22 protein-coding genes are annotated in these 23,416 nt (G+C 71.8%); 5 read left to right on the top strand and 17 right to left on the bottom strand.

Annotated features, from left to right (window positions below):
* Positions 1–168: 168 nt before the first annotated feature.
* From hpnH to ACIP8W_RS05480, 14 genes are all read right to left on the bottom strand, one after another.
* Positions 169–1,188, bottom strand: coding sequence for an adenosyl-hopene transferase HpnH (gene hpnH / locus ACIP8W_RS05545; RefSeq protein ID WP_401953387.1), 1,020 nt, complete (start codon positions 1,186–1,188; stop codon positions 169–171).
* Between the two features lie 5 nt (positions 1,189–1,193).
* Complete coding sequence (locus tag ACIP8W_RS05540) at positions 1,194–1,850, bottom strand: 1-hydroxy-2-methyl-2-butenyl 4-diphosphate reductase (protein WP_401953384.1); 657 nt, start codon at positions 1,848–1,850, stop codon at positions 1,194–1,196.
* Entirely contained in the window at positions 1,850–3,871 is a 2,022-nt protein-coding gene (gene shc / locus ACIP8W_RS05535) for a squalene--hopene cyclase (protein WP_401953381.1), read from the bottom strand. Before shc ends, ACIP8W_RS05540 begins: the two co-directional genes overlap by 1 nt.
* Positions 3,872–3,988: 117 nt before the next feature.
* Entirely contained in the window at positions 3,989–5,047 is a 1,059-nt protein-coding gene (locus ACIP8W_RS05530; RefSeq protein ID WP_401953554.1) for a polyprenyl synthetase family protein, read from the bottom strand.
* 53 nt (positions 5,048–5,100) lie between these two features.
* The gene (gene hpnE, locus ACIP8W_RS05525; protein WP_401953379.1) at positions 5,101–6,489 is read right to left on the bottom strand and encodes a hydroxysqualene dehydroxylase HpnE; all 1,389 of its coding nucleotides are present in this window, start codon (positions 6,487–6,489) and stop codon (positions 5,101–5,103) included.
* A gap of 133 nt (positions 6,490–6,622) precedes the next feature.
* On the bottom strand, positions 6,623–7,561 hold the full coding sequence (gene hpnD / locus ACIP8W_RS05520) for a presqualene diphosphate synthase HpnD (RefSeq protein WP_401953376.1): 939 nt from the start codon (positions 7,559–7,561) through the stop codon (positions 6,623–6,625).
* A gap of 8 nt (positions 7,562–7,569) precedes the next feature.
* Complete coding sequence (gene hpnC, locus ACIP8W_RS05515) at positions 7,570–8,490, bottom strand: squalene synthase HpnC (RefSeq protein ID WP_401953374.1); 921 nt, start codon at positions 8,488–8,490, stop codon at positions 7,570–7,572.
* A gap of 407 nt (positions 8,491–8,897) precedes the next feature.
* Positions 8,898–9,683: an ABC transporter ATP-binding protein gene (locus tag ACIP8W_RS05510; protein WP_401953371.1), complete on the bottom strand. Its 786-nt coding sequence runs from the start codon at positions 9,681–9,683 to the stop codon at positions 8,898–8,900.
* Positions 9,676–10,605 carry an ABC transporter permease gene (locus ACIP8W_RS05505; RefSeq protein ID WP_402202025.1) on the bottom strand — a complete coding sequence of 310 codons (930 nt, stop codon included), beginning with the start codon at positions 10,603–10,605 and terminating at the stop codon, positions 9,676–9,678. The genes ACIP8W_RS05510 and ACIP8W_RS05505 overlap by 8 nt, the downstream gene beginning before the upstream one ends.
* A gap of 118 nt (positions 10,606–10,723) precedes the next feature.
* Positions 10,724–11,596: a glycosyltransferase family 2 protein gene (locus ACIP8W_RS05500; RefSeq protein WP_401953552.1), complete on the bottom strand. Its 873-nt coding sequence runs from the start codon at positions 11,594–11,596 to the stop codon at positions 10,724–10,726.
* Positions 11,597–11,601: 5 nt separating this feature from the next.
* On the bottom strand, positions 11,602–12,387 hold the full coding sequence (locus ACIP8W_RS05495; RefSeq protein WP_401953365.1) for a CDP-alcohol phosphatidyltransferase family protein: 786 nt from the start codon (positions 12,385–12,387) through the stop codon (positions 11,602–11,604).
* Entirely contained in the window at positions 12,365–13,426 is a 1,062-nt protein-coding gene (locus tag ACIP8W_RS05490; RefSeq protein WP_401953362.1) for an iron-containing alcohol dehydrogenase family protein, read from the bottom strand. The genes ACIP8W_RS05495 and ACIP8W_RS05490 overlap by 23 nt, the downstream gene beginning before the upstream one ends.
* Positions 13,414–14,163: a sugar phosphate nucleotidyltransferase gene (locus ACIP8W_RS05485; protein ID WP_402202022.1), complete on the bottom strand. Its 750-nt coding sequence runs from the start codon at positions 14,161–14,163 to the stop codon at positions 13,414–13,416. The genes ACIP8W_RS05490 and ACIP8W_RS05485 overlap by 13 nt, the downstream gene beginning before the upstream one ends.
* The gene (locus tag ACIP8W_RS05480; RefSeq protein WP_402202052.1) at positions 14,160–16,073 is read right to left on the bottom strand and encodes a DUF5941 domain-containing protein; all 1,914 of its coding nucleotides are present in this window, start codon (positions 16,071–16,073) and stop codon (positions 14,160–14,162) included. The genes ACIP8W_RS05485 and ACIP8W_RS05480 overlap by 4 nt, the downstream gene beginning before the upstream one ends.
* A 316-nt stretch (positions 16,074–16,389) precedes the next feature.
* Here ACIP8W_RS05480 and galE point away from each other — a divergent pair, with 316 nt between their 5' ends.
* The 3 genes from galE (at position 16,390) to idi (ending at position 19,189) form a co-directional block, all read left to right on the top strand.
* Positions 16,390–17,382, top strand: a complete 993-nt coding sequence (gene galE / locus ACIP8W_RS05475; protein ID WP_402202020.1) for a UDP-glucose 4-epimerase GalE — start codon at positions 16,390–16,392, stop codon at positions 17,380–17,382.
* 166 nt (positions 17,383–17,548) lie between these two features.
* A complete protein-coding gene (locus ACIP8W_RS05470; protein ID WP_401953353.1) occupies positions 17,549–18,484 on the top strand; it encodes a cation diffusion facilitator family transporter in 936 nt (311 codons plus the stop codon).
* A gap of 111 nt (positions 18,485–18,595) precedes the next feature.
* Positions 18,596–19,189, top strand: coding sequence for an isopentenyl-diphosphate Delta-isomerase (gene idi / locus ACIP8W_RS05465; protein ID WP_401953351.1), 594 nt, complete (start codon positions 18,596–18,598; stop codon positions 19,187–19,189).
* On the opposite strand, the gene ACIP8W_RS05460 is transcribed toward idi, so the two are convergent.
* A complete protein-coding gene (locus tag ACIP8W_RS05460; protein ID WP_401953348.1) occupies positions 19,164–19,670 on the bottom strand; it encodes an ATP-binding protein in 507 nt (168 codons plus the stop codon). The two genes, idi and ACIP8W_RS05460, sit on opposite strands and share 26 nt — an antisense overlap.
* 238 nt (positions 19,671–19,908) lie before the next feature.
* On the opposite strand from ACIP8W_RS05460, the gene ACIP8W_RS05455 reads away from it, so the two are divergent.
* Positions 19,909–20,667, top strand: coding sequence for an enoyl-CoA hydratase/isomerase family protein (locus ACIP8W_RS05455; RefSeq protein ID WP_401953345.1), 759 nt, complete (start codon positions 19,909–19,911; stop codon positions 20,665–20,667).
* Positions 20,668–20,730: 63 nt separating this feature from the next.
* Here ACIP8W_RS05455 and ACIP8W_RS05450 read toward each other — a convergent pair whose 3' ends face one another.
* Together ACIP8W_RS05450 and ACIP8W_RS05445 are read right to left on the bottom strand one after the other, a co-directional pair.
* Positions 20,731–21,357 (bottom strand): DJ-1/PfpI family protein, encoded by a 627-nt coding sequence (locus ACIP8W_RS05450; protein ID WP_401953343.1) that lies wholly within the window; start codon positions 21,355–21,357, stop codon positions 20,731–20,733.
* An 87-nt stretch (positions 21,358–21,444) separates the two neighbouring features.
* On the bottom strand, positions 21,445–22,413 hold the full coding sequence (locus ACIP8W_RS05445) for a GlxA family transcriptional regulator (RefSeq protein ID WP_402151949.1): 969 nt from the start codon (positions 22,411–22,413) through the stop codon (positions 21,445–21,447).
* Between the two features lie 111 nt (positions 22,414–22,524).
* On the opposite strand from ACIP8W_RS05445, the gene ACIP8W_RS05440 reads away from it, so the two are divergent.
* Positions 22,525–23,388, top strand: a complete 864-nt coding sequence (locus tag ACIP8W_RS05440; protein ID WP_401953337.1) for a hypothetical protein — start codon at positions 22,525–22,527, stop codon at positions 23,386–23,388.
* The last annotated feature ends 28 nt before the right edge of the window (positions 23,389–23,416 follow it).

The raw sequence follows: 23,416 nt of genomic DNA, 5'->3' as shown, positions 1-23,416 counted from the left end.
GGGTTCCGGTACGGGGTCGAGGGCGGCACCGGTCCATCCCGCGATCTCCACCGCTCGGGGATGCCGGAGGTCCGCAGGGGTACGCCCGCGGGATCCGGTCCGGCGGACCGGCCGGTCCGCCGGACCGGGGAGCCCCGGTGCCACTGGCTCACCGGCGTTCATCTCCGGTCACCGCGTCCCGGCGACCGTCTCGCGCATCGCCCGCAGGGACTCCTTGAGGGAGCCCATGGTGGCGAGGACGGCGGTCGGCTCGTAGCCGCAGTGCGCCATGCAGTTGGCGCAGCGCGGGTCCTTGCCGCGGCCGTACTTCTCCCAGTCGGTCTCCTCGATGAGCTGGCGGTACGTCGGTACGTACCCGTCGCTCATCAGATAGCAGGGGCGCTGCCAGCCGAAGAGCGAGTAGTTGGGGATGGCCCAGGCCGTGCAGGGGAAGTCGGCCTTGCCTTCGAGGAAGTCCAGGAAGAGCGGCGAGTGGTTCAACCGCCAGCGGGCCCGGTTGCCGCCGGAGAACGCCTTTCTGAACAGTTCGCGGGTCTGGTCGACGCCGAGGAAGTGCTCCTGGTCGGGGGCCTTCTCGTAGGCGTAGGCGGGCGAGATCATCATCTCGTCGACCTTCAGCTCGTCATTGAGGTAGTTGAGCACCTCGACGATGGTCTGCGGGGTGTCGGTGTTGAAGAAGGTGGAGTTGGTGGTGACCCGGAAGCCGCGCCGCTTGGCCTCCTTGATGGCCGCCACGGCTTCGTCGAACACGCCCTCCTTGGCCACCGACGCGTCGTGCCGCTCGCGCAGGCCGTCGATGTGCACGGCGAAGGCGAAGTACGGCGAGGGGGTGAACTTCTCCAGCTTCTTGCGCATCAGCATCGCGTTGGTGCAGAGGAAGACGTACTTCCGCTTGGCCACCAGCTGACGGACGATCTCGTCGATCTGCGGATGCATCAGGGGCTCGCCGCCCGCGATGGAGACCATCGGCGCGCCGGACTCCAGCACCGCCCCGACGGCCTGGGCGACCGGCATGCGCTGCTTCAGCACCCCGGCCGGGTGCTGGATCTTCCCGCAGCCCTCGCAGGCGAGATTGCAGGCGAAGAGGGGTTCCAGTTCGACGATCAGCGGGAACTTCTCCCGCTTGCGGAGCTTCTGTTCGAAGAGATACGTCCCGACCCTGATGGTCTGACGGAGTGGCATGGCCATCTAGCTCACCTCCTGGGGAGCAGCAAAGAACGGTGCCATTCATAGAAAGCCGGAAGGACGGCACGGAGAACACGGAAGGCTGATATTCCACCGCGAACCGTTCCCATACGGATCAGCTCATGCTCCGGAGCGTCCACGATCACCCGGACGGCCGCAACCGGGCGGGGCCCGGCCCCGAGCGCGGTACGGAGGGTGGCGGCGGATTCCATGTCCACCGCCAGCGCTCCCGTGGCGCGCAGCTCGGCCCGCTCCCTGCCGCGTACGACATGGCCGGAGCCGATCAGCGGCCCGGTGTGGACCGTGTGGCCCGGGACGACCCTGGTCAGCGCGTCGATCAGCAGCCCGGTGCCCGTACAGGCCAGGGCGCCGTCCGGGTCCCTGGTCTCGTCGGCGACGATCAGGTCGCCGGGGTTCATCCCCGGCGCCAGCCCGGCGCAGAACCCGGCCGCGATGACGGCCGCGTCCCGGTGCCGGGCCTCGCCGAGCGCGCGTGCCACGGCGTGCCCGGCGTTCTCGGGGCCCATGCCCGTACGCAGCACGGTGACGGGACCGGCCGCGTCCGGCCGACCGCCGCCGCGCAGGGCGAACCGCTCGATGGTGAGCGCGCAGGCGATCAGCAGGGGCGCGCCGCCGCCCGGGGACGGTCCCGGGGACCGTTCCATCAGACGGCCTTGAGCGCGCGTCCGCGGGTGGCGAGGGGCCGGGGCTCCCCGTGGACGTATCTGCCGAGCGCGGTGAGCGGGAAGACCTGCCGGTAGAGGTGGTAGTTGATGGAGAAGTCCCACGGGAAGCCGGTGCCGGTGAAGTACGGCTCGTCCCAGGAGCCGTCCTCCCGCTGGGTCTCGGCGAGCCAGGCGACGCCCCGTTCGACGGCCGTGCTCTCCCGCTCCCCGGCCGCGAGGAGCGCGAGGAGCGCCCAGGCGGTCTGGGAGGCGGTCGTGGCGCCGCGTCCGATCCAGGCGTCGTCGTCGTACGAGCGGAGGTCCTCGCCCCAGCCGCCGTCCTCGTTCTGTACGGATTCGAGCCAGCGGACGGCACGGCGGATCGCCGGGTGGGAGACGGGGAGCCCGGCGGCGGTCAGGGCGGGCACCACCGAGCCGGTGCCGTACACGTAGTTGACGCCCCAGCGGCCGAACCAGGCGCCGTTGGTCTCCTGTTCGGAGAGGAGCCACTCGATGCCGCGCCGGGTGGCCGGGTGGTGGGCCCGGCCCTCGTGGGCGAGCATCTCGACGACATGCGCGGTGACATCGGCGGACGGCGGGTCGATGACCTCCCCGAAGTCGCAGAAGGGCAGCCGGCCGGGGAGGTGGCTGGTGTTGTCGGCGTCGTAGGCCCCCCAGGCCCCGTTCCTCGACTGCATGCCCATGCTCCACAGGACGCCGCGTTCGATGGCCGCTTCGAGCCGCCGGGAGTCAGGGTGGGCGACTCGGCGCAGCGCGAGGACGACCTCGGCGGTGTCGTCGATGTCGGGGTAGTTGTCGTTGTGGAACTCGAACGCCCAGCCGCCCGGGGTGAGCCCAGGGCGGCGGACGGTCCAGTCGCCGGGGCGCTCGATCTGCTCGCCGAGCATCCAGTCGGCGGCCTTGACCAGGGCCGGATGGTCCGGTCCGAGGCCCGCGTCGGCGAGCGCGATGGTGGCGAGGCAGGTGTCCCAGACCGGGGACTGGCAGGCTTCGATCATCCGGGCGCCGTCCTCGCGCCGGACGGCGAACCGGTCGAGCGACTCCAGACCGGCGCGCATGATCGGGTGGTCGAGGTCGTAGCCGAGCAGGTGCAGCGCCATGACGGAGTAGACGGCGGGCGGCTGGATCCCGCCCCAGCAGCCGTCGTTCTCCTGGCGCTCGATGATCCAGCGCGCGGCGGCGTTCATGGCGGCCCGGCGCAGCGCGCGCGGGGCGAACCGGCGGTAGACGTGCAGGGCCCTGTCGAGTCGCTGGAAGGCGCCGTCCCAGCTGGTGACGGGGGCGAATCGGCTGGGGGGTACGGGACGCTCCGCGTCCGTGTGCAGCTCGTCGAGGGCGAAAGGGGCGGGGCGTACGGGCCGCTTCGCGGAGACGATGGTCAGCGGCACGATGGTCTGGCGCGCCCAGCAGCCGAAGTCGTAGATGTTGAGCGGGAACCACTTGGGCAGGAAGACCAGTTCGGGCGGCAGCTCGGGGAGGTCGTCCCACTTCCACCAGCCGAAGAGGGCCAGCCAGACCCGGGTGAAGACCCGGCTCCCGGCGATGCCGCCCTGGTCGCGCACCCACTGGGCGGAGCGCGCCATGTGCGGTGCGTCGGGGCGGTCCCCGGCCAGCCGCAGGGCGACATAGGCCTCGATGGTGGCGGAGAGGTCGGAGGGGCCCCGGTAGAAGGTGGCCCAGGTGCCGTCGGCGCGCTGCTCACCACGGATGAAGAGCGCGGCCGCCTCGGTGGTACGGGGGTCCTGGACGCCCAGGAACTGACGGAGCAGGAGGTCTTCCGCGTCCATCGTCACATTGGTGGCGAGGTCGCCCTTCCACCAGCCCTGGGCGTCCTGTCTGCCGAGCAGATACTCGACGGAGCGTGCGGTGGCCCGCTCGGCGGCGACGCGCGGGCCGGCGTCGGGGGCTGGGGTGGGGGGGATGGTCGTTCCGGTCGGTCCGCTGGCCGCGGTTGCCCGGGGTCCCATGGCCCCGGGGCTTCCGTCGGTCGTCGCTGTCATGGCTTCCCCTAACGTGCAGTGGTGTTCTTCTGCTGTGCCTGGGGTCTCCGTCGTCCGGCGCGCGTACCGGGAGGGCACGCGCTGTGGACGGCGACTGCGGTCATATACGAATAATGATCATCTCTTCCGTACGACAACGAAGTCGGCGAGCGCGATGAGCTGCGCCCGTACCTTGGCGGGCAGATCCACGCCGTCCAGCGCCTCGATGGCGACGGCGTGCTGTCGGCGGGCCTCCTGGGAGGTCCACTCCCGGCCGCCCGCTTCCTCGATCAGCGCGGCCCTGGTCGCGAACTCCTCCTCCGAGAAGGTCTCGAAATCATTGCTCTTGGCATCGGCCGCCAGCAGTTCGCCGAGCCGCTCGGAGGCCGGGCCGCCCGCGGCGAGCGCGGCGACGACCGGCAGGGACTTCTTGCGCTGGCGCAGATCGCTCCAGGTCTGCTTCCCGGTGGCCTCGGGGTCTCCCCAGATGCCGAGCAGATCGTCGACGGCCTGGAAAGCGAGGCCGAGGTGGTGGCCGTACGTCTCCAGGATGTCGGCGGTGCGGTCGTCGGCGCCGCCGAGGACCGCACCGATGGAGACGGCGCAGGCGAGCAGCGCGCCGGTCTTGTTGCCCTCCATCTCCAGGCACTCCTCGACGGTGACCCGCTCGCGGTGCTCGTAGGAGATGTCCTGGGCCTGACCGTCGATCAGCTTGCGGGTGGCGGTGGTCAGCCGCCGGGTGGCGCGGCCGGCCTCCGGGGTGCCGATCTCCAGGAGGAGTTCGTTGGCGAGCGCGAAGAGGGCGTCACCGACGAGAATCGCCTGGGCCGGGCCGTGCACCTTCCATACCGTGTCGCGGTGGCGGCGCTGCTCGTCGCCGTCCATCAGGTCGTCGTGCAGCAGCGAGAAGTTGTGGACCAGCTCCACGGCGACCGCGCCGGGGATCCCCACTTCGGGGGCGGCACCGGCCGCCTCCGCGGAGAGCAGCGCGAGCGCCGGGCGCACCGCCTTGCCGCCGTCGCCGTCGGCGGGCCTGCCCTCGGCGTCGATCCAGCCGAAGTGGTAGGCGGCGACGGTGTTCATGGGCGGGGCGAGCCGGTCGACGGCGGCACGCAGCACCGGCGCGGACAGGGCTCTGCCACGTTCCAGCAGCGCGTAGACGTCCGCGGTGTCGACAGCCGGATGGGCCGGGGGCACGGTCGGCACGGTCTCTCCTCTTGTTCCAGTACTCGTAGGTGCAGTACTCGGGCTCATGCCGCCTCCTGCAAGGGGTGTTCGTGGCGGCGGCCCAGTGCGCCCAGCGCCGCGCCCGCGGCGCCGAAGCCGCTCCGCACCGCGCCTTCCATGGTGGCGGGCCAGCCGGTGGCGGTCCACGCCCCGGCCAGGAAGAGGCCGGGGGCGCGCGTCCGGGCGGCGGGCCGCAGCCGGCCCACGCCGGGGGCGGGCGCGAAGGTCGCCGTCCGTTCCCGGGTGACGAAGAAGTCCCGTACCTCCGCGCCGCGCGCGGCGGGCAGGAGCCGCTCCAGCTCGGGGAGGTAGCGCTCACGCAGTACGGAGACGGGGGTGTCGATCTCGTCCTCGGCCGCCGACTGGGAGACCGCCAGATACTGGCCGTCCTTCAGCCCCGAGGCGTCGGTACGGTCGAAGACCCACTGGACCGGGCTGCCGAGCGCGGCGAAGAAGGGGCGCCGCAGCACCTTGCGGCCGTACACGACATGGAGGTTGAGGATCGGCGCGGTGCCGATCTCCAGCAGTCGGTCCGGCGCGTCGAGGGCGCCGTCGGGCAGCAGCGCGTGTGCCTCGCGCGGGGGGACGGCGAGGACGACGGTGTCCGCGTCGAGCCGCTCCCCGTCCAGGTCGACGTGGAAGCCGCCCTCCGGGGCGCGGGAGACGGAGCCGACGCGGGCGCGCAGCTCGGTCCGTACGCCCGCGGAGTCCAGCGCCTTGCGCGCCAGCGTGTCGTGGAGTTCGCCGAGGGGGACCCGCGCCCAGCCGATGTCGGCGGCGCCCGGCGCGGAGAGCAGCCCGGTCTTGAAGACCATGGCGGCCAGCCCCAGGGAGGCGTTCGGGGCGGTGGCGTTGAGGGTCGCGACGCCGACCAGGTCCCAGAGCGCCTCGATGGTGCGGTCCGACTGGCCGTGACGGCCGAGCCAGCTCGCGAAGTCGATGGCGTCGAGCGCGGGATCGGCCGGGTCGAGCCGCCCCAGCGCGAGCGCGGCACGGCCGACGGAGGCGCGCTCGGCGAGCGAGAGATGCGGGTACGTCGCGAGCCCGGCGGCCAGGTGCAGCGGTACGGGCAGCGCGTTGCGCCGGATTCGGCCCAGCCGGGGCCGGTCGCCGCCGACATCGAGCACGGGGACGTCCAGCCGGCTTTGGACCGGGGCGAGCGCGGCGGCGTCCACCCGGTCGAGGAACCAGCGGTACGCCGTACAGCAGCGCAGATAGACGTGCTGGCCGTTGTCGACGGTGAGGTCGCCGCGGCGGAAGGAGAAGGCGAGTCCGCCGAGCCGGGGTCGTCCCTCGACGAGCGTCACGCGGACCCCTGCGTCGGCGAGCTGGAGCGCGGCGGTCATCCCGGCGAGTCCACCGCCGACCACGACGGCGTGGTGGGCGCGGGAGCCGTCCTCCGGTGCCGTCATGTGGTCCCCCCTACCGCGCTCGTAGTCAGGGACGCGCCCCGGCGGCCCGGGGTTGAGCACCCACGACACGCACATACATTCGAGGGCGGCGCGGAGGCGTGGGCGGCCGGAGCGACCCGTACGGGACACCGCATCAGCCACGCCTCCTGACGGCCTGCCGGGAGACGGTCCGCGCGTCCAGCCCCGAGAGCCCGCGCACCGCGACATACGCCTTCTCGTGCCCCGGCAGCGAGACCCGGCCGCGCAGCACGGCCTCGGGGTCGCGTTCGATCCGGTCGAGCAGCCGGCGGTAGATACCGGCCATGGCCGCCGTACAGGCACCGCTGCGCCGGTCGAGCAGCGGCAGCAGCCGCAGCCCCTCGGCGAACAGCGCGCGGGCGCGGCGCACCTCGAAGTGCACCAGCCCGGCGAAGTCGGCGCCGCGCGGCGGGGTGACGCTGTGGAACCCGGCGGAGCAGCCGAACTTGGCCAGGTCGTCGGCGGGCAGATACGTACGCCCGTTGCCCGCGTCCTCCCGTACGTCCCGGAGGATGTTGGTCAGCTGGAGGGCGAGCCCCAGGGTGTCGGCGTACTCGGCCGCGCGCTCGGCACCGGGCACGCCCGGCACCGTACCGAACACACCGAGCGAGACCCGGCCGACGGCGCCCGCGACACACCGGCAGTAGACCTTGAGGTCGTCCCAGGTCTCGTAGGTGTCTCCCCGTACGTCCATGAGCACACCGTCGATCAGCTCGTCGAGCCCGCCGAGCGGGATCGGGAAGCGGCGTGCGGCGTCGGCCAGGGCGACCGCGACCGGGTCGGTGTCGTACTCGTCCACGGCGCCCTCGCGCACCCGCTCCAGCAGGGCGCGGGTGTCGTCGAGGCGGGCCTGCTTGATCTCGGGCGCGAGCGTGCCGTCGCCGATGTCGTCCACCCGCCGGGCGAGGGCGTACATCGCGGACAATGCCTGCCGCTTGTCGGTCGGCAGCAGTCTGATGCCGTAGGCGAAATTACGGGCCTGCTGTCCGGTGACGGCCTCGCAGTAGCTGTAGGCCGCCAGTACCGGCGCGGGCATGGGCGTCTGTCCCTCCATGGTCCGGCTCACCCCTCTCTGTGCGCACTTCGCAGAACAGCTCCCACCGCGCGCAGCAGACGCGGCTTGGTGGGTTTGGGCGGCCCGGGGAGCACATCGTGCCCGGCGGCCGCGATGGCGCCGAGAGCGGCGCGCCCTCCGCCCACGAATCCGGCGAGCAGCAACCGCAGCCTGCCGTGGACGCTGCCCACCAGCGGGGTGCCCTCGTCCAGCAGCAGCGCGGCGCGCTCGGCCTCGTAGGCGATCAGGGAGCGCACCGACGCGTTCGCGCTGTCCGCGGCCAGATCGGCCTCGGTGACCCGCAAGCGCCTCAGATCCTCGGCGGGCAGATAGATCCGGTCACGGCCGAGGTCCTCGGCCACGTCCTGGAGATGCTCGGCGATCTGGAGCGCCGTGCAGACGGCGTCGGAGCGGCGTACGCGCTCGGGGCTCGCGGTGCCGGTGATCGCCAGGACGAGCCGGCCGACCGGGTTGGCCGACAGCTCGCAGTAGGCGAGCAGGTCGTCGTAGCTCTCGTAGCGCCGGACCAGCTGGTCCTGGCGGTTGGCCCCGATCAGTCCGAGGAACGGCTCGGGGGTGAGCGAGCGGCGGCGTACGACCGGCACCAGTGCGCGCAGCAGCGGATGGTGGGGGCCGGTGCCGTGCGGGTCGAAGACGCGCCGCAGGTCGGCCTCGAAGGCGTCGAGCATCACGAGCCGGTCGTCGGCCGAGGCCGGGGCGACGCCGAGGTGGCGGGCGTCGGCGCCGCCGGGGGCGAGATCGCCGTCGCCGATGTCGTCGACGAGCCGGGCGTAGCCGTACACCGCCATCAGGTCGTCGCGCCAGGCGCGCGGGAGGAAGAAGGGGGCCACGGGGAAGTTCTCGTCCGCGGCCTTGTCCAGGGTGGTGCGCGAGGTGGTGTCGGGGTGTTCCCGAGTGGTGCCCGTCACTGCGCGCTGCCCGGTACGGGGACGGCGGAACCCTCGTGGAGCTGGAGATCTTCCGTCATTGCCGTCACGTCTCCCGTTCTACACTGCTGACTCAATACATCCCATTTCGGACACGCCGCCCGTCCCTCCGAGTACAGAACTGTCTGGCGGGCGGGGTGGTCAGTGGGTATGACCCCACTTGCCGCGAATCAGCCCTGCACAGCTTACGTGGTACGACCAGGGGGAACACGTCGGGGTGATGGACTCACCACAAGAGCGCCACAACACCGCTCAACCTTCCCCGAATACAACGGACTTGACCGATTCTTGACATTCTCCCGGGGGTCGGCCGCCCCGGTTTCCACAACGGGTGGGGCCCCCGCCGGAGCGGTCCGGCGGGGGCCCGTTCGGCCGTCACGGGGACCCGGTTATTTGCCGGTCTCCTTCTCGTACGCCTTGATGACCTCGTCGGTCGGGCCGTCCATCAGCAGCTCGCCCTTCTCCAGCCACAGCACACGGTCGCAGGTGTCCCTGATCGACTTGTTGCTGTGACTGACCAGGAACACCGTGCCGGCCTCCTTGCGCAGCTCGCGGATCCGCTGCTCGGAGCGGATCTGGAATCTGCGGTCGCCGGTGGCCAGCGCCTCGTCGATCATCAGGACGTCGTGGTCCTTGGCGGCGGCGATGGAGAACCGGAGCCGGGCGGCCATACCGGAGGAGTAGGTGCGCATCGGGAGTGTGATGAAGTCGCCCTTCTCGTTGATACCGGAGAAGTCGACGATCGACTGGTACCGCTCCTTGACCTGCTCCCGCGTCATGCCCATGGCCAGGCCGCCGAGGATCACATTGCGTTCCCCGGTCAGGTCGTTCATCAGGGCGGCGTTGACGCCCAGCAGGGACGGCTGGCCGTCGGTGTAGACCTTGCCGCTCTCCGCGGGCAGCAGCCCCGCGATGGCGCGCAGCAGCGTCGACTTGCCGGAGCCGTTGGTGCCGATCAGGCCGATCGCCTCGCCGCGGTACGCGGTGAAGGAGACCCCCCGCACGGCGTGGACCTTGCGGACGCCCCGCGACTCCCCCTTGTCGCGGCGGAGTATGCGGCTGAGCGCGGCGGTGGCGCTGCCCCTGCCGCCGGCCGCGCCGTTGACGCGATACACGATGTGCACGTCGTCGGCGATGACGGTGGGGATCCGTCCCTGCTTCTTGTCCTCAGCCACGGCCGTACCTCTCCTCAGCCTTCCAGAAGTACACGAAGCCGGCGCCGGCCAGCAGTACGGCCCAGCCCAGCGCGACCAGCCAGACGTGCGCGGGCAGATTGGACGAGTCGTAACCGTCGATCAGCGCGAAGCGGACGAGGTCCATGTAGACGGCCGCCGGGTTGTACTGGAGGACATCGGCGATCCAGGACGGCTTGCCCTTGAGCATCACCGGGATGGAGAACATCACGCCCGACGCGTACATCCAGGTGCGGGTGATGAACGGCATCAGCTGCGCGAGGTCCGGGGTCTTGCTGCCCAGCCTCGCCATGATCAGCGCGAGTCCGGTGTTGAAGAGGAACTGGAGCGCCAGCGCGGGCAGCACCAGCAGCCAGCTGAGCCGGGGGTAGCTGCCGAACGCGACCGCGACGACGATCAGCACGATCATCGAGTACATCAGCTGCTGGAGCTGCTGGAGCGCGAAGGAGACCGGCAGCGAGGCCCGGGGGAAGTGCAGGGCCCTGACCAGCCCCAGGTTGCCGGAGATCGCCCGGACACCCGCCATCACCGAGTTCTGGGTGAAGGTGAAGACGAAGACCCCGGTGACCAGGAACGGGATGAAGACCTCTTCGGGGATGCCCTTCCGGGTCCCGAGGATCAGACCGAAGATCAGGTAGTAGACAAGGGCGTTGAGCAGCGGGGTCGCCACCTGCCAGAGCTGCCCGAGCTTCGCCTGGCTGTACTGGGCCGTGAGCTTCGCCCGGGAGAACGCCAGAATGAAGTGGCGCCTGCCCCACAACTGCCGGACATAGTCACGCAGCCCTGGCCTGGCACCGCTCACCGCCAGACCGTACTTGGCGGCAAGCTCCGCCGAGGACAGACCGTCGTCGGGCGACGGGGGGGCGCTCACAACGATCGCACCCTCTTGGGTTGTGTCACTCACAAGTTGAAACTTTCGTGTTCAAGATGCGCAGCCGGTCGGGCACAGGCGCCGAACGCCTGTGCCCCGGGAGGGAACGAGAGGCGCGGCCTCTCGCCCGATGCTCTCAGATCCCAGACTGTCAGATGACAGGTGGTCGGCCCAGCCTGGTCAGCCGCCACACCGTACGCCACCGCATGGGACGGCGGGGTCCGCACGGCGTCGCCCAGCCTTCCCGGAATCCGCCGAACCATGCCTTGAGAGCCGGTGCGGAGGGACGCCGGACCAGGGTGAGCAGCAGCCACACCCCGAGATAGACGGGGACCAGGGGCGCGGGCAGATTACGGCGGGCGAGCCAGACCCGGTTGCGGGCCACCATCCGGTGGTAGACCGCGTGCCGGGACGGCGGCATGGTCGGGTGGAGGAGGACCATGTCGGCGCGGTAGTCGATCATCCAGCCGGCGTCCAGCGCCCGCCAGGCGAGGTCGGTCTCCTCGTGCGCGTAGAAGAACGCGTCGGGCAGCCCGCCGACCTCCGCGAGGACCTTCGTCCGTACGGCGTTGGCGCCGCCGAGGAAGGTCGTCACCCGGGACGACCTCATCGGGTCCGAGGCGCGCAGCCTCGGGACGTGCCGACGCTGGGTCAGACCGGTCTCGGGATCGGCGATCCGGAAGCTGACGATGCCCAGGACGGGGTCGGCGTCGAAGGCCGCCCGGACCAGTTCGGCGGTGTCGGTGTTCGCCAGCAGACCGTCGTCGTCGAGGAAGAGCAGCGCGTCCACCTCGCAGCCGGCCGCGCCGAATGCCTCGATGCCGACGTTGCGGCCGCCGGGGATGCCGAGGTTCTCCGGCAGTTCGACCGTCCGTACACCGGCCGGAACGGGGCCCACCGGGGCTCCGTTGCCGACCACGACGATCTCGACCGGGTCGCCGTCCTGCCGGGTGACCGAGTCGATCAGCGCACGCAGATCGTCGGGGCGGTCACCCATGGTGATGATCACCGCGCCGAGCCGCATATCGCTCACCTCAGCCTGCTGGACGCCAGGATGGAGACCAGGTGCAGGAAGGTCTGGAGGATCGCGATACCGGCGAGGACCGCGATCCCGAGACGGCTGAAGAACAGATCGCCGTTCACCACGTCCAGGACCGCCACCACCAGGATGAAGAGGCTGGCCTCGATCCCGCCGACGAGCCGGTGGAACTTGAGCATCGCGGCGGCGCGCCGGGCCAGGGCCAGACCGGAGGAACGGGGCACGGACGCCTCGTCCTTGACGGCGGGCAGTCCGCTGCGCTGGCGGGCCACGTCGACCAGGTCGGTCTCGGCCTTGATCAGGATCGCGCCGAGCGCCGCGAGCGTACCGAGGAAGGCCCACAGCCAGTTGGTGGACGTGCCGTTGTGGTGGAACAGGTCGGCGCCGCGCAGTCCGAAGCCGATCAGCAGGGCGGCCTCGCACAGGTAGTGGCCGACCCGGTCGAGATAGACGCCCGTGATGGAGGTCTGGCCGCGCCAGCGGGCCACCTCTCCGTCGACACAGTCGAGCAGCAGGTAGATCTGGAACAGGACGACCGCGAGGATCGCGCCGGGCAGCCCCGGCAGGAGCAGCGCGGCGCCACCGATCACACCCACGACCACCATGAGGTAGGTGAGCTGGTTGGGCGTGATGCGGGTGTTCACCAGGTACGGGTCGATGTGCAGCGAGATCTCCCGCATGTACAGGCGCCCGGCCCAGTGCTCACCGCTGCGCCGGTCCTTCACTCCCTCCGGGTGGACGACCGGGCGGAGTTCAGCTACTGATGGTCTTGGCATAGTCGGCGTACGCGTCCCTGATCTGGTCGGTGGACAGGTCGAGGTGTTCGAGAACGGTGAAGCGGCCCGGACGGGTCTGCGGCGCGTAGGCCACGGCCCGTACGAACTCCTCCACGGTGAAGCCGATCTCCTGGGGCAGTACGGGCAGGCCGTGCCGCCGCAGCACCTCGGTGAAAAGCTGTGACTCCCGGTGGGCGCCGCGCAGGTGCATGGCGAAGGCGGCGCCGAGGCCGACCTGTTCGCCGTGGAGCGCGGAACGCCGGGGGTACAGAAGGTCGAAGGCGTGGCTGATCTCGTGGCAGGCGCCGGACGAGGGACGGGTGTCCCCGCTGATCGACATGGCGATCCCGGAGAGCACCAGCGCCTCGGCGAGGACGGTGAGGAACTCGTCGTCCTCGGTCCCGCCGGGGTGGCGCAGTACGGCTTCGCCCGCGGTACGGGCCATGGCGGCGGCCAGTCCGTCGACCGCTTCGCCGTTGGTCCGGTGGGACAGCTCCCAGTCCGCGATGGCCGAGATGTTGGAGATGGCGTCCCCGATACCGGAGCGGACGAAGCGGACCGGCGCGTCCCGGATGACGTCGAGGTCGACGACCATGGCGATGGGGGTGGGAACGCCGTACGAGCCACGGCCGTTGTCGTTGTCGAGGATGGAGACCGGGGAGCAGATGCCGTCGTGCGAGAGGTTGGTGGCGACGGCCACCATCGGCAGCCCGACCCGGGCCGCCGCGTACTTCGCCACGTCGATGATCTTGCCGCCGCCGAGGCCGACCACGGCGTCGTACCGCTTGCCCTTGATCTCGTCCGCGAGCCGGACCGCCGAGTCGATCGTGCCGTCGGCGACGTCGTACCAGTCCGCGTCGGGCAGGACCGGTGCGAGCCGCTCGCGCAGCACCCGCCCCGAGCCGCCGCTGACCGCGACGGCGAGCCGGCCCGAGCCGGAGATCCGCTGGTCGGCGAGGAGTTCGGCCAGGCCGTCCAGCGCGCCCGGCCTGATGTCGACGACGACCGGCGACGGGATGAGCCGGGTCAGTACTGGCACGCGATCCCACGGCCCTTCGCGAGGTCGTCGTGGTTGTCGATCTCGACCCAGGGGATGTCGCCCACGGGCGCCACGTCGATGGTGAAGCCCCGGTCGACCAGCTCCTGGTAGCCGTCCTCGTAGTAGAGGTCGGGGTCGCGCTCGAAGGTGGTCCGCAGGGCGTCGGCCAGCTCGGCGCCGGCCGTCGCCTCGATCAGGGTGACCCCGATGTACTCGCCGGTGGCGATGGCGGGGTCCATCAGCTTGGTGATCCGGGTGACGCCCCTGGCGCCGTCCGTGATGACCTTCATCTCCTCGTCGGCCAGCTTCTTGACCGTGTCGAGGGCGAGGATGATCCGGCGCCCCTCGCCCCGGGCGGCGAGCAGGTCCCGCTCGACGGAGACGGGGTGGACGGTGTCGCCGTTGGCGAGGATCACGCCCCGGGCCAGTACGTCACGGGCGCACCAGAGGGAGTAGGCGTTGTTCCACTCCTCGGCCTTGTCGTTGTCGATCAGGGTGAGCGCGAGTCCGTACTTCTGCTCCAGGGCGGCCTTCCGCTCGTACACGGCCTCCTTGCGGTAGCCGACGACGATCGCTGCCTCGGTGAGGCCGACCGCGGCGAAGTTGCCGAGCGTCAGGTCGAGGACGGTGAGGGTTCCCTCCCCGGCCGGGTCCACGGGCACGAGGGCCTTGGGCAGCGTGTCGGTGTAGGGGCGCAGGCGCCGTCCGGCACCGGCGGCGAGTACGAGGCCGATCATGCGGGTTCTCCTTCGTCATGTACGGCGGGGGCGCCGGAGGACACCCAGAACCGGATGGACTCCACGAGCGCGACCAGGGCCACGGCGCCGGCGAGCACCGCCAGTGCCGACGGGAGGTCGAACGCGCGCGTGGAGAAGAGGGCTGCCAGCACGACCAGGAACGTACGGCCCTCGTGGCCGCCGAGGGCCCGGACGAGCCGGCGGGGCGGGGCTCCGGCGCCGCCGCGGATGCGGTACACCGTGTCGTAATGATGGTAGGCGACCGCCGCCACCAGCCCGAACGCCGCGGGCAGGGCGCCGGGGACGTCGGCGCGGGCGGCGAGGATCAGGATCGTGCCGTACTCGGCCGCCCGGAAGACCGGCGGGATGAGCCAGTCGAGGGCGCCGCCCATCCGGTGGGCGACGGCGGTCCCCGAGGTCAGGACGTACACCAGGGCACCGAGGAGCAGGACGGGGCTGTCGGAGGGGGACGTCAGCGGCGCGCAGGCCGCCGCGCCGACGACCACGGCGCCGCCCACGAGGGCGATCAGGAACGGCAGCGCGCCGGGCAGCGCGCGGGCCGGGCGCCGCAGCACCCGGGCGACCAGCTCGGCGAGCGGCCCCGAGTCCGCGAGGTCGGCGAGCGCCTGGGCCGCCCGGTCGGTGCGTACGGCCTTGCGGGTCACCGAGCGCAGGACGCGGCCCGCGGTGGTGTAGCAGGCGGCGAAGGCGCAGCCGACGAGCAGCGCGTAGAAGACGGTCCGGGGCGTGGTGAGGGCCGTCAGCACGGCGATCATCGCCCAGCGTTCGCCGATCGGCAGCACGATCATGCGGCGCGCCCAGACCGTCCAGCCGACGCTGTCGAGGCGGCTGGAGAGGGCGGAGGTGGGGGTGCCGGCCACAGCCTTGCCGGTGGCGCCCGGCGCGGCGGCCGCGGCCGCCGCGTCGACGTGTGCCTCGTTGAACGAGAAGTCCACGACATGGCGGCAGGTCTGGAGGACCATCGCGCCGAGCGCGAGCGCCCATACGTCGTCGCCGCCGCGGGCCGCGCCGAGCGCGAGACCCGCGTAGTACGCGTACTCCTTGGCCCGGTCGAAGGTCGCGTCCAGCCAGGCGCCCATCGTGGAGTACTGGAGCGAGTAGCGGGCGAGCTGCCCGTCGGTGCAGTCCAGGACGAAGGAGAAGAGGAGGAGCAGTCCGGCGGCGACATAGCCGCCCCGGGTGCCGGTGGCCGCGCAGGCCGCCGCGATCAGGGCGGTGATCAGCGAGGCGGTGGTGACCTGGTTGGGGGTCAGTCCGCGCCGGGCGCACCAGCGGGCCAGATAGCGGGAGTAGGGGCTGACGCAGAAGGTGGTGAAGAAGCCGTCGCGGGCCTTCACGGCGGAGCGCAGCCGTACCGCTTCGTCGTCGACGGCGGCGACGGCGGCGACGGCCTGTTCGCGCTCGCCCGCGTCGGCCGGTACGGCGGCGACGAGCGAGCCCAGTTCCGGCCGGGTGACCGCGGTGCCCGCGCCGTCGAGCGCGGTGGCGACCCGGTCGGCGAGGGGCTCGCGCGGGGCGACGGCCGTGGAGGCGGTGGGCCGGCCGGCCGTGTCCGCTGTGCCGGCGGTGTCCACTGTGCCGTCCGCGCCGGACGCCACGGACTCCAGGGCGCTCAGCAGCGCGGCACGCGCCTGCGGCTGCGCGGTGAGCGCCCCGGTGACGGCCGCCGCCGGGAAGCGCGGGTCGGTCAGGGCGAGGCGCAGCGCGTGGACGTGTCCGACGAAGCGGGGATCGACGAGGGCGATCCGCTCGGTCGCGGCGGCGGAGGCGGCGAGCCGCCGGGCCTCCGTGGCGTCCGGCGCGGTCTGTACGTCAAAACCCAGCGCCCTGAGATCGCCGTCGAGCGGCGATCCGGGTACCGGAGGACCGGTGAGGATGGCGGTCGACAGACGAACTCACTCCTTGGCGCTGACTGGGCCGGTTGCACGGCGGCATCACCCGGGATCCGGGGGCGGCACGTCGGCAGAGGCTATCCGATGTACGGAGGGGCGAGTTCACCGCCCGTTCAGGGGCCGTCCCCGCCCCGGACGCCGGGGCTCCGGTTCACGTACGGCCGCGAGGAGATCATCATTGTCGATCGGCGCCCCACCCCACAAACCCGCACCCCCCTGGCCCCGCACCCCCGGTCCGGCCCGGTCCGACCTGGTCCCGCCCGGTCCGTCCCGGTCCGGCTCGATCCGGACAGGGAGGCCCTAGGGTGGCGTCATGACGTGGTTGATCACAGGCGGAGCGGGTTATATCGGGGCACATGTGGCGCGCTCCATGAGTGCGGCGGGTGAGCCGGTGGTCGTACTGGACGACCTCTCGTCCGGTGTCGCGGAGCGGCTGCCCGAGGGGATCCCGCTGGTGCGGGGCTCGCTGCTGGACCGGGAGCTGCTCGACCGGACCTTCGCCGGGCACGGGGTCACCGGCGTGGTGCACCTCGCGGCGAAGAAGCGGGTCGGGGAGTCGGTCGAGCGTCCGCTGATGTACTACCGGGAGAATCTGCACGGGCTGACGGTGCTGCTGGACGCCGTGGTCGACGCGGGGGTACGGCGCTTCCTCTTCTCCTCGTCCGCCGCCGTGTACGGGGTGCCGGATGTGGAGTTGATCACGGAGCGGACCCCGGCGGTGCCGATCAATCCGTACGGCGAGACCAAGCTCGCGGGCGAGTGGCTGGTGCGGGCGACGGGGCGGGCGCACTCGATCGCGACCGGCTGTCTGCGCTACTTCAATGTGGCGGGCGCGGACCGGCCCGAGCTGGCGGACACCGGGGTCTTCAACATCATCCCGATGTTCTTCGACCGGATCAGCCGGGGCGAGGCGCCGCGGATCTTCGGCGCCGACTATCCGACGCCGGACGGCACCTGTATCCGTGACTACGTCCATGTGTCCGATCTCGCCGAGGCCCATCTCGCCGCCGCCCGCCGGCTGGCCGACCGGGACGCCTCGGGCGAGCTGGGGGATCTCACCGCCAATATCGGCCGGGGCGAGGGCGTCTCGGTCCGCGAGCTGGCCGATCTGGTGGCGGAGATCACCGGCGACCGCACGCCTCCGGTGATCGGGGCGCGGCGCCCCGGGGACGCCGCGCGGGCGGTCGCCTCGGTCTCGCTGGCCGCCGAGGAGCTGGGCTGGACGGCGCGCCGGGGAGTGCGCGAGATGGTCGAGTCGGCCTGGGCCGGATGGCGGTCGCACCATCCGGCGGTACGGACCGGGTGAACCGCCGGCCCACCGCTCCGACGCTCTGACCTGCACGCATCAACGCGAGCGTTTCCGCAGGTCAGAGCATATGACAACGGTGTTCAATGCCAGGTTGCCCTATACCCCCTACCGGTGTTCACTGGCGTGGTCAACAGATCGTCGGGACAACCGGAGGGGCATCCCCATGGGGGCAGGGCACAACCACGGACACACGCACGGCGGGTCGCCGGGGACCGCGACCGCGGCCCACCGGGGGCGGCTGCGGATCGCGCTGGCGATCACCCTGTCCGTGATGGTGGTGGAGATCATCGGCGGGATCGTCTCCGACTCGCTCGCCCTCCTCGCCGACGCGGCGCACATGGCGACGGACGCGGTGGGGCTCGGGATGGCGCTGCTGGCGATCCACTTCTCGTCCCGGCCCGCCGACACGAACCGCACCTTCGGCTACGCGCGGGCCGAGATCCTCGCCGCGCTGGCCAACTGTCTGCTGCTGCTCGGCGTCGGCGGCTTCCTGCTGTACGAGGCGGTCGAGCGCTTCATCACACCGCCCGAGACCAGGGGCGGGCTGACGATCGTCTTCGCCCTGATCGGTATGTGCGCCAATCTGATCTCGCTCTCCCTGCTGATGCGGGGACAGAAGGAGAGCCTCAATGTGCGCGGTGCCTATCTGGAGGTCCTGGCGGACACCCTGGGCTCGCTGGCGGTGCTCGTCTCGGCGGGGATCATCCTGGCCACCGGCTGGCAGACGGCCGACCCGATCGCGGGTCTGCTGATCGGCCTCATGATCGTTCCGCGTACGCTGAAACTGCTCAGGCAGACCCTGAACGTACTGCTGGAAGCGGCTCCCGAGGATGTCGACATGAGCGAGGTGCGGGCTCATATGCTCGCCCTGCCCGGGGTGGCCGACGTCCATGATCTGCACGCCTGGACGATCACCTCGGGGATGCCGGTGCTGTCCGCGCACGTGGTGGTGGAGCAGGAGGCGCTGGACTCCGCGGGGCACGAGAAAATGCTCCATGACCTGCAGGGATGTCTCGGTCACCACTTCGACGTCGAGCACTGCACCTTCCAGTTGGAGCCCGTGGGTCACGCGGAGCACGAGGCGAAGCTCTGCCACTGACGCTCCCGGCCGGCGGCTCGCCGCGTACGGACATGCCCACACCCGCGAAGTGCGAACGCGGGGCGTTTGTACGGCAGACTTGGCAGCTGAGGCCCGAAGCGAAGGATGGTTATGCCGACCACACCAGTCACTGCGGCGAAGAGCTCGTCGAACGGCGCACAAGAAACGATCATGCTGGAGCTGGTCGACGAGAACGGCAACACCATCGGCACCGCCGAGAAGCTCCTCGCCCACCAGCCGCCCGGCCGGCTGCACCGGGCGTTCTCCGTCTTCCTCTTCGACGAGCGGGGGCGGCTGCTGCTCCAGCGCCGCGCGCTGGGGAAGTACCACTCCCCCGGCGTCTGGTCGAACACCTGCTGCGGCCATCCGTACCCGGGCGAGGCGCCGTTCGCCGCGGCGGCCCGGCGCACCCATGAGGAGCTGGGCATCTCGCCCTCGCTGCTCGCCGAGGCGGGCACCGTGCGCTACAACCACCCGGACCCGGCCTCGGGGCTGGTGGAGCAGGAGTACAACCACCTCTTCGTCGGACTGGCGCAGTCCGCCCCGCTGCCCGATCCGGAGGAGGTCGACGAGACCGCCTTCGTCACCCCGGCCGAGCTGGCCGAGCGGCACGCGCGGGCACCGTTCTCCGCGTGGTTCATGACGGTGCTGGACGCGGCGCGACCCGCGGTCAGGGAGCTCACGGGGTCCACCGGGGGCTGGTGACGCTCCCGCGCGGCGGCTCCGTGGCGACCGGACACATGAAGGGCAGCACCGCCCAGACGACCTTCCCCCCGCCCGCGGTGTGTTCGACACCGCAGCCGCCGCCCCCCTCGCGGGCGGTCTCCCGCACCAGCAGCAGCCCGCGCCCGCCGGTCCGCGCGTGGTCGGTCTCCAGGGCCGTGGGCCGGTACGGATGGCCGTCCTCGACGGACACCCTGATCCACTCCGCCCCGATGGCCACCTCCACGGCGACCTCCGGCGAGAGCACCGCCGCGTGCCGTACCGCGTTGGTGACCAGCTCGGAGACGATGAGCAGAACCCCCTGGAGGACCGCGTCCCTGACCGGTACGCGCTGCCGCCTCAGCAGATCGCGTACGGCGTGCCTGGCCCGCGGCACGGAGACGTCGACGGCCGGAGCGGTGAAGCGCCAGACTCCCTCGTACGACAGCGGCCGGACGGGAACGCTCCCGGGGCTCTCCCCCACCGTGGCACCCACCTTCGGTTCGACCGGCGTCCCCCGCCGGTTCCTTCCCCCTGGCCATGAGTGTGTGGAAAGCGGGCACGCGAGCCCGAGTATTGAACAGAAGTCAGCCGCTATTGGTGGAGTGGGACCGCGTCCGAACGGGGACAGCGAAGGCGCGATCGTTTCCGACCGCCGCCTGACACATGGTGAGCGGTTGCCCACTCCCCGGGGTCCGGGGGCCGGGGATACCATCCGGCACATGGAGCCCCAACTGCTGCACACCGTCGAGGACGGCATCGCGACCGTGGTCATCCACCACCCGGCCAAGCGCAACGCCATGACCACCGGGATGTGGCGGGAGCTGCCACCCCTGCTCGGACGGCTGGCCGCCGAGCCCACCGCACGGGCGCTGGTGCTGACCGGCGCGGGCGACACCTTCTGCGCGGGCGCCGACATCTCCTCGATCCCTGAGCCGAGCCCGCCCGGCGAGGACCCGCAGTCCCTGTCGGTACGGGCGGAGGAGGCGCTGGCCGCCTTCCCCCTGCCGACGATCGCCGCCGTGCGCGGCCACTGCGTGGGCGGCGGCTGCCAGTTGGCGGCCGCCTGCGATCTGCGGTTCGCCGAGGAGGGCGCCCTGTTCGGGATCACCCCGGCGCGGCTCGGCATCGTCTACCGGGAGTCCTCGACCCGGCGGCTGGCCTCGCTGGTGGGGCCGGCCACCGCCAAGTACCTGCTGTTCTCGGCCGAGTTGATCGACGCGGAGCGGGCGCTGCGGACCGGGCTCGCCGACGAGGTGCTGCCGCCGGGTGAGCTGGGCAAGCGGGTGGCCGAGTTCGCGCGCGTGCTCGCGTCCCGTTCGCGGCTGACCCAGACGGCGGCCAAGGAGTTCCTCTCGGGCCGCACCGGGCGGGACGCGTACTGGGTGGAGCAGATGCGCGACAGCGGCGACACCGCGGAGGGGGTCGCCGCCTTCCTGGAGCGCCGTGAACCGGTGTTCGGCTGGACACCCGCCGGCTAGGGCGTGTTGCGAAGTAGCGCCGGTCCGCCCCTCGGGGCGGGCGGCACTTCGGAATGATCTCGTCTAGAAGCGGCTCTCCTCCCGTAGCCGCGCCACCAGATCGGCGGGCGCCCGCTCCGGGGAGCCTGCGCCGTACGGCGGCCGCGGGTCGTACTCGGCCATCAGCTGGACGGTCTCGGCGAAGCGGTCACCGGCGATCCGGCCGGTCAGGGTCAGCCCCATGTCGATGCCCGCGGAGACGCCCGCGGCCGTGACGTACTTCCCGTCCGTGACCACGCGTTCGCCGGTCGCCTCGGCGCCGAGGCTCCGGAGCGTGTCCAGGGCCAGCCAGTGGGAGGTGGCCCGGCGCCCGGTGAGCAGCCCGGCGGCGGCGAGGATCAGGGAGCCGGTGCAGACGGAGGTGGTCCAGGTGGTGGCGGTGTCCACCGTACGGAGCCAGTCCAGGAGCGGGCCGTTGTCCATCTGGGCCACCTGTTCGGGGCCGCCGGGCACCACGAGGACGTCCGGGGCGGTGACCTCGGCGAGCGTCTTCGCGGCGACGAGCGAGAGGCTGCCGCGGTCGTCCGTGACGGGTCCGGTCCGTTCGGCGACGAACACGGTCTCGGCTCCGGGCAGCGGGCTGAGCATCTGGTACGGGCCGACCGCGTCCAGCGCGGTGAAGCCGTCGTAGAGCAGGATCGCGATCCTCATACGGGCTGTTCGTCCTTCCGGTGGGTGGTTGCGGCCGGGGCTCAGGGGGTCCTGACGGCCGGGGTCCAGGAGGTCCGACGGCCGGGCTCAGGGGGTCCTGGCGGCCGGGCGGAATCGGCGGCGGTATTCGGCGGGCGGCGTGCCCAGGGCCTTCACGAAGGCGCGGCGCATCGCCTCGGGGGTGCCGTAGCCCGAGGCGCGCGAGATCTTCTCGACCCCGTCGGCGCTGTCCTCCAGCAGCCTTCTGGCGTGTTCGAGGCGTACGTGTTCGACATAGCGCCCCGGGGTCGTGCCGGTCTCCGAGCGGAAGGCCCGCGCGAAGTGGCGCGGGGAGAGCCTGGCGCGTAACGCCAGCGACTCGACGGAGAGGTCGTCGCCGGGGTGTTCGCTGATCCAGGTCTGCACCTCGCGCAGCGGCTCGCTCACCGCGGTCCGGGCGGCGCGCTGGGCGCTGAACTGCGCCTGGTCGCCGGGGCGTCGCAGGAAGACCACGAGATGGCGGGCGACGGCGAGGGCCACGTCCCGGCCGAGGTCCTCCTCGACCAGGGCGAGCGCGAGATCGATGCCGGAGGTGACACCGGCCGAGGTGGAGATCCGGCCGTCCCGTACGTAGATCGGATCCGGTTCGACCTCGACCTCGGGGAAGTCCCTGGCCAGCTGATCCGTGGCGATCCAGTGGGTCGTCGCGCGGTGTCCGTCGAGCAGCCCGGCCACGGCCAGCAGCAGCGCGCCGGTACAGACCGAGACCAGCCGTTCGGCGCGCGGGGCGCGTTCGCGCAGCCAGTCGACGAGCCGGGGGTCGGGGTGGCGGGTGCCCCCGCCGCCCGGCACCAGCAGGATGTCCGGGTCGGCGGCGTCGTCGAGCGCGGTGTCGGGGACGAGGGTGAGGCCGCTGCCCGACCGTACGGGAGCTCCGTCGGCCGAGGCCGTACGGACGCGGTAGCCACCCAGGTCGCCACCGTGGTGGGTGGCGGCCGTGAACACCTCGACGGGGCCGGTCACGTCAAGACTCTGAATGCCGTCGAAGAGGACGACGAGGACGGATCGCTCGGTCATGACAGCCATCCTTCGCGACAGGAGCGGTGGCCGCAATGACGAGTACCCCGCCTTTCCTGCCATCTCTGGATCCTCCTGCGACCCGTACCAACCAGTCGGTAACCTTTCGACATGACTTCTCTGCCCGAGCGTGCCGGACGGCACTGTCACGCCGCCGTCAACCCGCTCCACTCCGCCATCTACTTCGCTCCCGAGCACGGACGCGAGTTCGCCGCCGCCGGTCTGGACGACGCCAAGGCGGTCTACTTCACGTCCCGCGCGGCCCCGTTGGGCCGGGTCGGGGCGGGGACCGTCACCTCGACGTTCTACAACTTCAACCACGAACTCATCACCCAGTACATCCCGCGCTCCTGGGACACCGTCTCCCCCCAGCAGGCGATCGACGCGCGGCTGCGCGCGGCCGACTCGACGCTGCGGCGGCTGCTCGGCGAAGAGGCCATCGCCTCCAAGGAGCTGGCCGAGGCCGCGGTGCTGGCGCTGCGGGCCACCGAGGCGGGCGGGCGGCACGCGCGCCCGCTGTTCGCGGCCAACGCCGACCTGCCCGTACCGGACGCGCCGCACCTCGCGTACTGGCACGCCGCCACCCTGCTGCGCGAGCACCGCGGCGACGGGCATCTGGCGGTCCTGCTGGACGCCGGGCTGGACCCGGTGGAGGCGCTGGTCAGCCATGCCGCGACCGGCCGGGGCACGGCGACGCAGTGGATCCTGGCCAGCCGGGGCTGGAGCACCCAGGAGTGGGAGGCGGCCCAGGACCGGCTGCGCGAGCGCGGGCTGCTGGACGCCGACGGCAAACTGACCGAGGCGGGCACCAAGCTCCGCGCCGACCTGGAGGACGAGACGGACCGGCTGGACCTGGCACCGTACGAGCATCTGGGAGCCGCGGGCGTGGCCCGGCTCACCGAGCTGGCGGGCGGCTTCGCCGAGGTGGCGGTGGCGGCCGGGGCGTTCCCCAGCGAACTCATCGGCAAGCGCTGAGAGCGGCCCTCACCTGCCCCTCACCTGC

Source organism: Streptomyces sp. NPDC088554, from assembly GCF_044752945.1.
Lineage (GTDB): Bacteria > Actinomycetota > Actinomycetes > Streptomycetales > Streptomycetaceae > Streptomyces.
Note: the sequence above shows the minus strand (reverse complement) of the source record. Positions and strands in the feature narration are given on the sequence as shown.